Source organism: Cryomorpha ignava, from assembly GCF_010686655.1.
Taxonomy (GTDB): Bacteria; Bacteroidota; Bacteroidia; order Flavobacteriales_D; family Cryomorphaceae; genus Cryomorpha; species Cryomorpha ignava.
Genome location: NZ_JAAGVY010000006.1, coordinates 101,946 through 116,101, shown reverse-complemented (window position 1 = coordinate 116,101; position 14,156 = coordinate 101,946). Strand labels below are relative to the sequence as shown.

Annotated in this window: 8 protein-coding genes; 6 read left to right on the top strand and 2 right to left on the bottom strand. The window is 42.1% G+C overall.

The genetic code is table 11. From position 1 onward, the window contains the following. The first annotated feature begins 290 nt into the window (after nucleotides 1–290). Both G3O08_RS05260 and G3O08_RS05255 read left to right on the top strand, forming a co-directional pair. On the top strand, nucleotides 291–1,457 hold the full coding sequence (locus tag G3O08_RS05260) for a hypothetical protein (RefSeq protein WP_163283628.1): 1,167 nt from the start codon (nucleotides 291–293) through the stop codon (nucleotides 1,455–1,457). A 75-nt stretch (nucleotides 1,458–1,532) separates the two neighbouring features. Further along, nucleotides 1,533–3,080 (top strand): peptide MFS transporter, encoded by a 1,548-nt coding sequence (locus G3O08_RS05255; protein WP_239540979.1) that lies wholly within the window; start codon nucleotides 1,533–1,535, stop codon nucleotides 3,078–3,080. Nucleotides 3,081–3,797: 717 nt separating this feature from the next. Here G3O08_RS05255 and G3O08_RS05250 read toward each other — a convergent pair. Together G3O08_RS05250 and G3O08_RS05245 are read right to left on the bottom strand one after the other, a co-directional pair. Then, a complete protein-coding gene (locus G3O08_RS05250) occupies nucleotides 3,798–7,199 on the bottom strand; it encodes a methylmalonyl-CoA mutase family protein (protein ID WP_163283627.1) in 3,402 nt (1,133 codons plus the stop codon). Between the two features lie 195 nt (nucleotides 7,200–7,394). Further along, a complete protein-coding gene (locus tag G3O08_RS05245; RefSeq protein ID WP_204336776.1) occupies nucleotides 7,395–8,639 on the bottom strand; it encodes an ABC transporter permease in 1,245 nt (414 codons plus the stop codon). Nucleotides 8,640–8,753: 114 nt separating this feature from the next. Between G3O08_RS05245 and G3O08_RS05240 the strand changes: the two genes are divergently transcribed. The 4 genes from G3O08_RS05240 to G3O08_RS05225 all read left to right on the top strand — a co-directional run bounded on the left by G3O08_RS05240 (nucleotide 8,754) and on the right by G3O08_RS05225 (nucleotide 14,091). Beyond that, nucleotides 8,754–11,030: an aconitate hydratase gene (locus G3O08_RS05240; RefSeq protein WP_163283626.1), complete on the top strand. Its 2,277-nt coding sequence runs from the start codon at nucleotides 8,754–8,756 to the stop codon at nucleotides 11,028–11,030. Between the two features lie 155 nt (nucleotides 11,031–11,185). Next, a complete protein-coding gene (locus G3O08_RS05235) occupies nucleotides 11,186–11,782 on the top strand; it encodes an outer membrane beta-barrel protein (protein ID WP_163283625.1) in 597 nt (198 codons plus the stop codon). Nucleotides 11,783–11,891: 109 nt separating this feature from the next. Further along, entirely contained in the window at nucleotides 11,892–12,932 is a 1,041-nt protein-coding gene (gene hemE, locus G3O08_RS05230) for a uroporphyrinogen decarboxylase (protein WP_163283624.1), read from the top strand. Further along, nucleotides 12,919–14,091, top strand: coding sequence for an OmpA family protein (locus tag G3O08_RS05225; protein WP_163283623.1), 1,173 nt, complete (start codon nucleotides 12,919–12,921; stop codon nucleotides 14,089–14,091). Before hemE ends, G3O08_RS05225 begins: the two co-directional genes overlap by 14 nt. Nucleotides 14,092–14,156 lie beyond the last annotated feature (65 nt).

Below are 14,156 nucleotides of genomic sequence, written 5' to 3'. Positions count from 1 at the left end.
TTCGGTTAGCATCATTCCTTGGTTATAGAATGAGCAAGCCACAGCCCAAACATCTTTGCAGAGTAGAAGGCTTGCCAAGTAATTTGAAATTCGTAATTCGTAATTACCTCTGAATCTTTCTCAAAATGATGATCTCGGATAAGTCAAAGTATCTAACCAAAGCCAGAATCCGGCTCCGTAATCCGTAATTCGACATTCGTAATTAACTACATCACAAAGCAAATCTCTTGCTTAAAACCAAAAGATCTCTACAAAACCAGGAATAAGCTAATTTCAACTATATTCGGCACATGCAGCCGGTAGCCCAATTCCACTTTCTCGCCCACAGCGGAATATCTCTAATAGGAGCCATTCTACTCTTTGCGATTTACTACAATATTCGGCGCAGATTTAGCGCCCAGATCGAAGATGAAGAAAATTTTCTGCGAGTTGATAAGGGATTGATCTTTCTAAGTTTCGCATTATTCACTTGGGTGGCCGCAGGTATTTGGGGCTATGCATTCTCGTTATCTCAAATTAACCGCGAGGTCGATTTTGCGTTTCAAATAGCTTTTTCGCTTCTCAATAATATCTTCTTTCTGCTCGCGCTCTATTATTTCGATCACGCTCCAGAGTTTATTTATCGTAATAAAAGAAGTCGTTCTATCCTCACAATTCTGGTTCTCGTGGTGGCATTGCTATCTATTCTTTTGACCGAAGATCCCATTACTATGGGAAACTTGCTTATTCAAGTAAATGCCATACCCGATTTGATTTTCTCTTTTTTCCTTTCGGGAATATTAGGATATACCCTTTACAGAACGTTTAATCACCGTCGACTTCAGGTCGTCGCGGTGCTTTCTCTTCTTATTATCGCATCCATGTTCTTATCTCAATTTCCACAAGTAGTGGTAAATTGGAACAATAATTTTGAATCTTATCTCATAAAGCTAATTTCAAAAACATCGCTCATTGCCTTGTTTTTAGTTTTGGCTGCAAGCTGGGTTATAGAACTTGCCAACACACCAAAGCCCGCCGAAATAAGACTGCATTTCACTGACTGGTCAAGGATTGTTTTGAGCATTCCATCTAAGAATATTCAAGGCGTCGAAATCGATTTCGGATCTAAAACCACACAGTTCAAAAACTTGCTGAAATTTTCTATCAGACGCAAGTTTGGCGAAGGCGATAATCAATGCCTCGACGTGAGTAGTGGAGGTGAAATTAAAAGTCAGGCTTACGTGACAAGAATTCCGGACAATATCAATGAGATTTTAAAATTGCAGGGCGATGATCGTCTGGACCGTAAAGACCTTTTTACCTTTCTTGGCGAGGGTAAATACCGCTTGCGCCTTCTTCCAGATACAATCGATATTGAAAAAGGATTGCTGCAAGAATTTTTGAAGATGTCTGAAAATCAAAGCTATAAAACCATTGTGAGTAATTGTAACTCAACAACAGAACCTCACAAAGGATAAAAATTTGTTTTACTTTATTATTCCGTGTGCTAACTAATTGGTGATCCAATATCATTGAGCAAAATATAAAACTCGATGATGCCAAACCACATAGATCGCCCCCAACTATTCGGCCACCCCAAAGGACTTTTTTACTTGTTTTTCGCAGAAATGTGGGAGCGCTTTTCGTTCTACGGAATGCGTGCCTTGCTTGTGCTGTACATGACCAAGCAACTCATTTATTCTGACGAAATGTCGTTTGGAATTTTTGCCGCTTATATGTCCTTGGTCTATTTTACTCCACTTATTGGCGGGCTCGTTGCCGATCATTATTTGGGTTATCGAAAATCTATTGTGCTCGGCGGAATTCTTATGGCAATGGGCCACTTTTTTCTGGCCATCGAACACCCTATTTTCTTCTACGGTTCGCTTGCATTGCTAATAGTCGGTAATGGATTTTTCAAACCCAATATTTCCACTTTCGTGGGAACGCTGTACGATCAAGATGACAAACGCCGCGACGCCGGATTTACCATTTTCTATATGGGAATTAATATTGGCGGTTTTCTCGCGCCGCTCGTTTGTGCATGGATAGCAGAGCTTTACGGCTGGCATTATGGCTTTACCCTTGCGGGAATAGGGATGCTTGCCGGACTTTTCACCTTTACCCGCGGACTTAAAACCGATACTTTTGGCGAAGAAGGGCTTCCGCCAAAAAATGCAGGGCTAGCACTAAAATTTGCTGGGATAAGCCGAGAAAAAATAATTTATCTGGCTTCATTCGCGTCGATTCCACTTTTTGCTCTCGTTATAAAATACAATGAGATAGAGCATTACATCGTTTGGGTAGCTACCTTTTTTATTATCGGTGCTATGATTTACATCTACCGCTCCGTTTCCGGAAAGGCAAAAACACAACTCCTTGTTACCGCTTATTTCACTATTCTCATGTCGCTTTTCTGGGCTATTTTTGAGCAAGCTGGAAGTTCGCTAACACTTTTTGCAGATAGAAATGTGGCGCTCGTTGGCATGAATGCAGCACAAACCAATAGCATCAACTCCTTCTTCATTATTGCTTTGGCTATTCCCTTTTCATGGATGTGGACAAAGCTATCGGTCAAGAAAATGAATCCAAACTCGGCCATTAAAGCTGGTCTGGGTCTTGTTTTACTCGGTGTTGGTTTTTTGGTCTTCGCTCTTGGTGGTCATCAAGCCGATGAATTTGCTAAAACGCCTATGTTTTATCTCATTCTTGGTTACTTTATTCTCACCGTTGGCGAGTTGCTTATCTCGCCAATAGGGCTCTCAAAAATGACAGAGCTTTCACCGCCAAAATACCTGGCGTTTATAATGGGTGTATTCTTCTCATCTTCCTTTTACGGACATTTTTTTGCAGGAAAAATCGCCAAGCTCACAGCCGTAAAAGGCGATGCCAATTATTTTGCCCAGGGCTACTTTGGAGATTTGACTCACCTAATTTCAGGACTTGATCCTACTACAACTTTTGAAAAAGGTGATGCCTTTCAGCAGTTGTATTCTTATGCATCGGTATATGCTGGCTTTGGAGCGATAACGCTTGCTATAGGCGTTGTGGCCATATTGCTTTCGCCAATTATTAAAAGATGGATGGCTGGGGTGCATTAACATCTCATCTCGGCTCCCATCTCGACTTAGCTCGATGACCAGCTCGACCACCGGCTCGATGGCCGAACTGGCGATGCAGGAACGTACAAAAATCTCATTTTCAGTTTTATAACAAAATTAATCTAGGTCTTATGCAACCAATTTTCGAATCTTATTAAAATAGGATTTTGCCACCTTGGCTTTTTTCGCTCTAACTTGATAGTTGCTGCATCTACAGGTTAGCAAATATCATGATGAGAACGATATAAATTGGCTGCATCTTTAATTCTCAATTCGACTAATTTGCTGGTAAATTAATGCTTGAAAATTTTCGTGCCTTCTTTCAATGCCTTCGAAAAGTATTGTTCAAAAGGACAAAAATTGGTAAACATTTGACCCTGTAAGGCGTCAAATGTTTGTAGCGTTAAAGTTTTGATAGCGTCCGACGACCCTGTAAGGAGTCGCACTAGATTTTCTCAATTTCAAGAACTAAAAGGTACGACGCCTTACAGTGTCGCGTTTCGCGTCTAAAATAACAACTTCTACTACAAACATACGACCCTTAAGACCGAAGGGAATCCGTATGGACAGGGTCGCACGTGATCAGCTATTTTACATGAAACACGGGATCAGATACTTCGCACTGAAATTATTTTATCTATCACAAACAACACCTTTTCTTGTGGTATAAAAAAGATGAAGGCAACGATCAACATCATTAATCGTGTGCAACCGAAACTACATATTTCTCCTGTACTGCCCACCAACCGCAAAAAGCGCATTGGTAATCTGCCCAAGCGTACAAATCTTAGTAGCTTCCATCAATGCTTCAAACATATTTTCATTGCGCAGCGCGGCTTCCTGAACTTTTTTCAAAGTAGCTTCTGTACGCTTCTTGTTTCGTTCTTGTAATGCATTTCGCGTTTCAATCTGATCTTCTTTTTCTTGGGTAGTGGCGCGAATTACTTCTCCCGGCGTTACGGTTGGCGAACCTTTGCTGCTTAAGAACGTGTTTACACCTATTAGCGGAAGCTCACCCGTATGTTTCAGCGTTTCGTAATACATGCTTTCTTCTTGAATCTGGCTACGTTGGTACATCGTTTCCATTGCGCCAAGTACGCCACCGCGCTCGTTTATGCGGTCAAATTCAGCAAGAATGGCTGCTTCAACAAGCTCGGTAAGTTCTTCAATAATGAAAGCACCTTGAATTGGGTTTTCGTTTTTGGCAAGGCCGAGTTCTTGGTTGATAATCAGCTGAATGGCAATTGCTCTACGCACTGACTCTTCGGTAGGCGTTGTAATTGCTTCATCATAAGCATTGGTATGCAAAGAGTTACAATTATCGTAAATGGCATAAAGCGCTTGAAGGGTAGTTCGGATATCGTTAAAGTCAATTTCCTGTGCGTGTAGAGAGCGACCGGAAGTTTGGATGTGGTATTTCAACATCTGCGAACGATCATTGGCTCCATACTTTTGCTTCATGGCTTTTGCCCAAATTTTGCGAGCTACGCGGCCAATTACTGCGTACTCGGGATCAATTCCATTCGAAAAGAAAAACGACAGGTTTGGTCCAAAATCGTTGATGTCCATCCCGCGGCTGAGGTAATATTCCACGTAAGTGAACCCATTAGCTAAGGTAAACGCCAGCTGCGTAATCGGATTTGCACCCGCTTCGGCAATGTGATAACCCGAGATAGAAACCGAGTAAAAGTTGCGGACTGCCTTATCAATAAAATATTGCTGCACATCGCCCATTAGGCGCAAGGCAAATTCTGTACTAAAAATGCAAGTGTTTTGTGCCTGATCTTCTTTTAAAATATCGGCTTGAACCGTTCCCCGTACTACATTTAATGTGCGTGCCTTTATATCGGCATAAACATCTGCGGGAAGCACTTCATCGCCGGTAAGGCCAAGAAGCATAAGCCCAAGGCCGTCATTCCCAACGGGCAAATCGCCGCGGTACTCCGGACGTGGAGCACCAAGGTCTTTATACTTCGCGTCAATCTTTTTCTCTATGTCTTTTTCGAGACCATTTTCTTTGATGAATAGCTCGCATTGCTGATCTATGGCGGCATTCATAAAGTAGCCCAAAAGCATAGGAGCAGGGCCATTAATAGTCATACTCACCGATGTGCTTGGCTCGCAAAGATTAAAGCCGGAATACAGTTTCTTGGCATCATCAAGGCAGCAGATGCTTACACCCGAATTTCCGATTTTACCGTAAATATCGGGTCTGTAATCGGGATCGTTTCCGTAAAGGGTCACAGAGTCGAAAGCCGTGCTAAGTCTTGCTGCCGGCATACCCTGGCTCACGTAGTGAAAGCGTCGGTTTGTGCGCTCCGGCCCACCTTCGCCGGCAAACATACGTGTAGGGTCTTCGCCCACGCGCTTAAACGGATAAATTCCGGCTGTGTATGGGAAAGATCCGGGTACGTTTTCCTGTAAAGTCCACAGTAAAATATCTCCCCAACTTCTGTATTTCGGAAGCGATATTTTTGGAATTTGCTGATGTGAAAGTGATTCGGAATGTGTTTGAATCTTGATTTCCTTTCCGCGAACTTTGAAGATAAACTCTGGAGCTTGGTAGCGCTCTTTTAATGCTTGCCAGTTAGAAATGGTATCCCAGTTATGCGGATCGAGATCTTTTTTGATTTGCTCAAATTGTTCGTCCAGCTTTTTAAGTAAACCGTCTGCTTTCTCGTCCACAGATTCGCCGGCCAACTTATCTGGGCCACCCAAAACTTTAATGCTTTGTGCCAGACTGTAAAGCTTGTCAGCAGTTTCACCTTCTTTTAGTGTCCACTTATCGTAAGCACGGTTATTTTCCGAAATTTCAGAAAGGTAGCGCGTACGCTCCGGCGGAATGATGTATATTTTTTCAGATGTTTCGCTAGAAACGCCAAATGTAGTGTCCAGTTTTGCCCCCGTTTTTTCAACGATTGTATGCATTATTTGACGATACAAGGCGTTCATTCCGGGATCGTTAAACTGCGAAGCAATGGTTCCAAAAACAGGTAGGTCTTCGTCTTCAGCATCCCAAAGCTGATGGTTGCGCTTGTACTGCTTTTTTACATCGCGCACAGCATCTAAGGCACCGCGCTTATCAAATTTATTCAAAGCGATTATATCGGCAAAATCGAGCATATCGATTTTCTCAAGCTGTGTTGCTGCGCCGTATTCCGGCGTCATCACATAAAGCGAAATATCGCTGTGGTTTGTAATTTGGGTATCGCTCTGGCCAATTCCCGAAGTTTCGAGAATAATCATATCGTAACCGGCCGTTTTAAGAATGCTAAGCGCATCGGCTACGTGATTGCTAAGTGACATATTGCTTTGGCGTGTAGCGAGGGAGCGCATATAAACACGCGGGCTATTCACCGAATTCATACGAATACGGTCGCCAAGTAGCGCGCCACCCGTTTTCCGCTTCGATGGATCAACGGAAACAATAGCCAACGTTTTATCTTCAAAATCAATTAAAAATCGGCGAATAAGCTCATCAACAAGCGATGATTTTCCGGCTCCACCTGTTCCGGTAATTCCCAAAACGGGCGTATCGATTTTTTTCGCTTTATCGCGAATGCTTTGCAATTCTTCTTTGAATGAGTCGGGGTAATTTTCAGCTGCCGAAATCACGCGAGCCACCGTTTTCGGATCGTCTTTGCTCAAGTGTTTTACTTCGCCATTCAGCTCAGCGCCAGTAGGGTAGTCGCTTTGTTCTACCATGTCGTTTATCATTCCCTGAAGACCCATTTTTCGGCCATCGTCAGGATGATACAGGCGCGTAATACCGTAATCCTGAAGTTCTTTAATCTCTTCGGGAAGAATCGTTCCACCGCCGCCACCAAAAATCTTGATATGTCCTGCTCCCTTTTCTTTGAGCAAATCATGCATGTACTTGAAATATTCTATATGTCCACCCTGATATGAAGTCATCGCAATAGCTTGCGCATCTTCTTGAATAGCAGTGTTTACCACTTCATCTACACTACGATCGTGACCCAAATGAATAACCTCACATCCTGTAGATTGAATGATACGTCGCATCACATTTATGGCGGCATCGTGTCCGTCAAAAAGCGAAGCAGCTGTTACAATTCTGATTTTATTCTTGGGTTTATAGGGAGCAATTTTTTCCATGTCGATTCAATAATTGCTGCAAAAATACGAATTGTTAATGAGACGTACACCCGCGATTTATCGCGGGGCTACTCATATCCATGAACTTCTCGAACCAATAACTGAAAATTAACCCCGCGATAAATCGATGGGGGCTACTCATATTTTAATCAACTGACTTATCAATCCAAAAACTAAAAACCAAGAACCAAAAACTCATTCATACCTCAAAGCCTCAATAGGGTCAAGCGCCGCAGCCTTCTTAGCCGGATAATACCCACTAACAAGCCCCACACCAAAACACAAAACCACTCCGCCAATTATCCATTTCCATGGAATGATAAAGCTGCTGTCAATTAGCAAAGCGATTGCGTTTCCACAGGCGATTCCCATTATAATGCCCAGAAAACCACCTATTTGACCAATTATTATGGCTTCCATCAGGAATTGATTTCTAATTTTTTTAGCACTCGCACCAATTGATTTTCGAATACCAATTTCTTTGGTGCGCTCGGTAACAGATACCAGCATGATATTCATAAGTCCAATTGCAGCGCCTAAAAGGGTAATGGCTCCAATAATTGTTGCAATAATTACGATAAGCGATATTTGGCTAATGATCATACTGGCCAGACTATCGCTTTGGGTAATGTCAAATGAACTATCTTCTCCGGGCTTGTCTTTTCTGATATTTCGCAAAGGCACGATCGCGGCGCTTTTCGCGGCCTCCATATCTTGTGCCTGCATGGTTTGAACGTTTATTACGTAATCGCTATTGGCACTCTGAAAATTTAATCTCGCATTGGTGAGTGGAATTAAGACTTGGTTATCACCCCCAAAGCCCATGCTGTTCCCTTTCGAAGCCAAAACACCTATTACCGAAAACCGCTTTCCACCCACAAAAACTCCCTGACTAATAGGGTCGATTATACCTTTACTAAAGAGCTTATCAGCCACGTCTTTGCCAATAATTATAACAGGCGATCCCGAATTGGCTTCATCTTCCGAAAATCCGCGTCCTTTTTCAAAAGTATATCCTGCAGTTTGTAGATAATTGCGGCTAGTTCCCAAAACCTGAACATTTGGGTTGGTTTTTTCTGATTGATAGCGCAATTGGGCATTGAAACTTACCATGGTAGAAACTGCAGCGACGGCGGGATAATCGTATCTTTCAAGAAACTCGGTAGCATCGTTATATCTAATGGGCTCGTTTCGTTTTTCGCGTTGACCATCCCGCTGTCCGCGCAAACTTCCGGCATTGGCTCTGATATTGAATGTGTTTGATCCCATGGCAGAAAAGTCGTTTTCAATCTTGTTTTGAAGGGCATCAATAGCAGTTAGAATCCCAACTAAAGCGGTAATCCCTACAGCAATAATGAGTGCGGTGAGGGTGGCACGCAACATTTGGCCGCGAATAGAGCGCAGTGCAATTTTTACATTTTCAAGGTTATACCGGCGCACTTTTCTAAGCTTAGACGATTATTATTGTGTAAATCTACGAATCTCTCGCTTTCGACTTTAACCGCTCATCATAATTTGGTATTTTCGCGGCCACTTCTGAAAAATATAATGACTATGACTTTTGATATTGATATGATTAAGGCAGTATATGAAAAATATCCGGAAAGGGTAGCCGCTGCACGTAAAATTTTAAATAAACCACTTACGCTTACAGAAAAAATTCTCTACACGCACCTGTCAGAAGGTGCTGCCAAAGAGGTTTTTGAGCGTGGTAAATCTTATGTTGATTTTGCGCCAGATAGAATTGCCATGCAAGATGCAACGGCACAAATGGCACTTTTGCAATTTATGCAAGCGGGAAAGCCACAAACTGCTGTTCCTACTACTGTACATTGCGATCACCTGATTCAAGCAAAAGATGGTGCGGAAAAAGATTTGCAGGAATCTATCAATAAAAGTTCTGAAGTATTTAATTTTCTCGATTCTGTTTCCAGCAAATACGGTATTGGTTTCTGGAAGCCGGGAGCCGGGATTATTCACCAGGTAGTACTTGAAAATTATGCGTTTCCGGGTGGAATGATGATCGGAACAGACTCGCACACAGTAAATGCCGGCGGACTGGGAATGGTAGCCATCGGAGTAGGTGGTGCCGATGCTGTTGACGTAATGGCCGGAATGCCGTGGGAACTTAAATTCCCAAAACTTATTGGCGTAAAGCTTACCGGAAAACTAAGTGGATGGACTGCACCAAAAGATATTATTCTTAAAGTGGCGGGTATCCTTACGGTAAAAGGTGGAACAGGTGCTATTATTGAATATTTTGGCGAAGGAGCTAAAAATCTTTCGTGCACCGGAAAAGGAACTATTTGTAATATGGGAGCCGAAGTTGGAGCCACTACTTCTAATTTTGGATACGACGAGTCTATGGAGCGCTATTTACGTGCTACCGGTCGGGCCGATGTTGCTGATCTTGCAAATGGAATAGGCGAACACCTTACCGGTGATGCTGAAGTATATGAAAACCCTGAAAAATATTTCGATCAGGTAATAAAAATTGATCTCAATACCCTAGCTCCACATATCAATGGCCCTTTTACTCCCGATTTGGCAACGGCAGTGCATGATATGAAAGAGGTGGCTGGAAAAAGCGATTGGCCTACAAAAATAGAATGGGGACTAATTGGTTCATGTACCAATTCATCATACGAAGATATTTCAAGAGCCAGCTCAATTGCCGAAGATGCCTTGGCAAAAGGTTTGCGTCCAAAGGCAGAGTTTGGAATTAATCCAGGCTCTGAACAAGTAAGATACACCATTGAGCGCGATGGTTACATTAATACTTTTGAAAGACTTGGAGCTAAAATATTTACAAACGCCTGCGGGCCATGTATTGGTCAGTGGGCGAGAGCCGGAGCTGACAAGCAGGAGAAGAACTCAATAATCCACTCCTTCAACAGAAATTTTTCAAAACGTGCTGATGGGAATCCAAATACACACGCTTTCGTTACATCGCCCGAAATGGTTGCCGCAATTGCAATAGCAGGCGATCTTACTTTTAACCCTATTACCGATACCCTAATTAATGACAAGGGAGAAGCGGTAAAACTGGCCGAACCAACAGGTTTTGAGCTTCCGCCAAAAGGATTTGATGTAAAAGATCCTGGTTATAAGGCTCCGGCCAATGATTCGAGCGAAGTAGAAGTTGTGGTAAACCCGGATTCAAACCGCTTACAATTACTTGAGCCTTTTAAGCCCTGGGATGGTAAGAATATCACAGGTATGAAATTGCTAATTAAGGCTTTTGGCAAATGCACGACTGATCATATTTCTATGGCCGGGCCTTGGTTGCGCTACCGCGGACATCTTGATAATATTTCAAACAACACTTTAACAGGTGCGATGAATGCTTTCAATCAAGAAACTGATAAGGTAAAAAACCAATTGACCGGAGAGTATGGCACCGTACCAGATGTACAGCGTGCATACAAGGCAGTAAATACTCCAGGTATTGTTGTAGGCGACCACAACTACGGTGAGGGATCTTCGCGTGAGCACGCTGCCATGCAGCCACGTCATCTTGGTGTTAAAATGGTTTTGGTTAAATCTTTTGCGCGTATTCACGAAACCAATCTCAAAAAGCAAGGTTTGCTGGGTCTTACTTTTGCAAATGAAGAAGATTACGACAAGATTCGTGAAAACGACACTATCGAAACAGTTGATTTAGATCAGTTTGCAGAAGGTAAACCAATTCATATTCGCTTTAAGCATGACGATGGGACTGAAGATGTGATAAAAACAAACCATACTTATAATGATGGGCAAATCGCTTGGTATAAAGCAGGTTCTGCTCTAAATCTGATTAAAGAAATACACGCAAATACGCTTTTATAATCTTGCAGTCAGTACACTGAAAGATTGTCAAAATTTTAAAATCACGCCAATGTTACGGCGTGATTTTTCATGTTAAGAGTACGAGAATGATAAAGAACAGTTTTTTTATTTAAAAAATCTGTTAACTTCGCCACGAAATATAAAAACATAAATTCATGAAAAAATTAATTTTAGGAGTAGCTACTGTGGTAGCACTGATGTTTACTGTTACAGCTAATGCACAGCTTAATTATGGAAATGCAGGTTTGGAAATCGCTATCCCTATGGGTGACTTTGCAGATGCTGCAAACTTCGGTATTGGTGGTTCAGGTCTATATGAAGTCGGAATTACTGACAATATTGCTGCTTTGGCGAATGTAGGTGTACTTTTCTATGCCACTGAATTCGACGAATACAGTTTTATGCAAATTCCAATTCAAGTTGGTGCACGTTATTATATAACAGAGCAAAGAGAATCACTTTTCTTTGGTGTTTTAGCCGGTGTTCACATGAGTATTGCGTCATTTGATGACACGGAAGTTGCAGGTGTAACAATTGAAGGAGATTCTGATAGCCAAGTGAATTTTAGTTTCGCGCCGGAAGTAGGATATTTCATTAATGAAAACATCTCCATTTCTCTTAAGTACCAAATTGTTACTGCAAAGGATGAGGATGTTGATTTTGTAAATCCGATCACCGGAGAAACATCAACAACTACAGTGGAAGGTGTGGCAGCAAGCTATCTTGGTTTGCGTCTTGCATACAGTTTCTAATCCTGTTTGTTAATTGAATTCAAAAAACCGCCGGAACAAATCGTTTCGGCGGTTTTTTATTTCTATCCAATGAATTGACTTACTTTTACCATTCCTGAAAAGAAAAATTGTGACTGAATTAAAGAATGATTTGTTGCTGCGCGCTGCCAAAGGAGAAGATATAGAGCGCACTCCCGTGTGGCTGATGCGTCAGGCAGGTAGAATTTTACCTGAATATCGCGCTATACGAAACAGCCTTTCGGGTTTTAAAGAACTGGTAGAAACCCCACACCTTGCCGCTGAAGTAACCATTCAACCGGTAGACATTTTGGGTGTTGATGCGGCGATAATTTTCTCTGATATTCTGGTAATTCCCGAAGCAATGGGATTGACCTATGAAATGATCGAAAAAAAAGGACCGTTTTTCCCATCAACTATTGATTCAGAATATGATTTAAACAAAATTCGTGTTGCCGAAGGTGGTGAGCTTCAATACGTTTACGACGCTATTGAACATACGCTTATCGGTTTAGATGGCCGTGTGCCGCTGATTGGATTTGCCGGAGCACCACTTACCATATTTTGCTACATGGTAGAAGGCAGTGGCTCTAAAACTTTTTCTAAAGCGCGAAAAATGCTTTGGCAAAGACCTGATTTGGCTCATAAATTACTCGGAATGATTACCGATTCTACTATTAATTATTTGCAGCAGCAGATAAATGCGGGAGTGCATTTGCTGCAAATCTTTGATTCTTGGGCGGGTATTCTTTCAGCCGAGCAGTATCGTATTTTTGGTATTCCGTATCTGGAAAAAATCTGTAATGCCATAGATCTTCAGGTGCCTGTTACCCTTTTCGCAAAAGGTGCACATTTCTCTATTCGAGATCTTGCCTTGCTCGAGTGCAATACCATAGGTCTTGACTGGAATATGCCGGTAAACCTTGCCCGACAGATGGCCGGACCGGGCAAAACCCTTCAGGGAAACCTCGATCCCACAACGCTTTACGCCGATGGCAAGGAAATTGTAAAGGAAACAAAAAAAATGCTGGCCGATTTTGGTCCACACAAACATATTGCCAACCTGGGCCACGGCGTTTATCCAGATACCGATCCAATGGCAGTTAAATTATTTATTGATACCATTAAAGCCTATAAACATGATAAAAACTAGAAAACTGCTATTCTTTTTTGCCGCTGCAATTGCTTTCTTACCGGTTAGCGCACAAGACGAAGATCCCGATCCTGACAATATGGTTCCAAATGGAAGCTTTGAAAATTTTGAAGGAAGCCTGCGCCGTGACGAACAATTTGATCTTACCAAAGAATGGGGTTTCGCCACTGACGTAATACCAGATCTATTTGCCACAAATATTAAAAGCCGCTACGTATCCATTCCCGAGAATATGTATGGCAAAGAAGATCCGGCTGATGGTGAAAATTATGCAGGTATAGTGGCTTATAGCTACCGCAGCAAGCGCTCACGCTCGTACCTAACTGTACAGCTCAAAAGCAAAATGAAGGAAAACAATCTGTATTGTATTAAATATAAAGCTTCGCTCGCAGAAAGATCGCGTTACGCATCAAATAATATGGGCGCATTGATTACTCAGAAGAAAGTAAGCGAAAAAGGAACAGGTGCCATTGTTAATTCTGATGCCATTGTGAACGATAGAAATGCTGTTGTATCTCAAACCGATGGATGGTGGGATTTTTGCAAACGATACGCAGCTAAAGGAAATGAACAATATCTAACCATCGGGAATTTCGCGACAGATGCCAATACCGCAAACGAAACCCGCGAAGTTTCGTCAGATTATGAGAAAGGTCCCGAAATTGCCGCTTATTATTATATCGATCAGGTAGAAGTGCGCCGTATTGAAGCAAATGAAAATTGCGGTTGCGCCAACACCAAAATTCCCGAAAGCAAAGTTATTTACTCTGCAACTACACAACTCAGCGACGATATGACGATGTCAGAAAAAGTAGATGCCATTGATGCTTATTTCTATCAGTATCAAGCCGAAGTGGTTTCTGCAGCCGAGCGTACAATAGATCAGATTGTAGAATTGATGAAAGCCAACCCAATGATGAAAATTCAAGTAATTGCCCACTCAGACAATGAAGAGGCAGACTTGGCTAAAAAGGAAACGAGTCTTGCTACTCTTGCGGAAGATAGAGCTAAAAATGTTCGTGAATACATTGCCGCACAGGGTGTTGATAGAACGCGTGTGCTAATGGACAATAAAAGCAATACCGAGCCCGTTTCAAAAATGTCCACACCTATTTCGCTTGCTAAAAACAGAAGGGTAGAATTCAAAATTGTTTTCTAAAACGCTATTTTAAAAGCGAAAATTCAAACTTAAAACTTGAAGTGAATCCGGTGCGTAAACAACAC

Excerpts from the sequence above, each read along its gene's own strand:
- G3O08_RS05260 (WP_163283628.1), top strand. The coding sequence starts at position 291 with ATGCAGCCGGTAGCCCAATTCCACTTTCTCGCCCACAGCGGAATATCT.
- G3O08_RS05255 (WP_239540979.1), top strand. The coding sequence starts at position 1,533 with ATGATGCCAAACCACATAGATCGCCCCCAACTATTCGGCCACCCCAAA.
- G3O08_RS05250 (WP_163283627.1), bottom strand. The coding sequence starts at position 7,199 with ATGGAAAAAATTGCTCCCTATAAACCCAAGAATAAAATCAGAATTGTA.
- G3O08_RS05240 (WP_163283626.1), top strand. The coding sequence starts at position 8,754 with ATGACTTTTGATATTGATATGATTAAGGCAGTATATGAAAAATATCCG.
- G3O08_RS05235 (WP_163283625.1), top strand. The coding sequence starts at position 11,186 with ATGAAAAAATTAATTTTAGGAGTAGCTACTGTGGTAGCACTGATGTTT.
- G3O08_RS05225 (WP_163283623.1), top strand. The coding sequence starts at position 12,919 with ATGATAAAAACTAGAAAACTGCTATTCTTTTTTGCCGCTGCAATTGCT.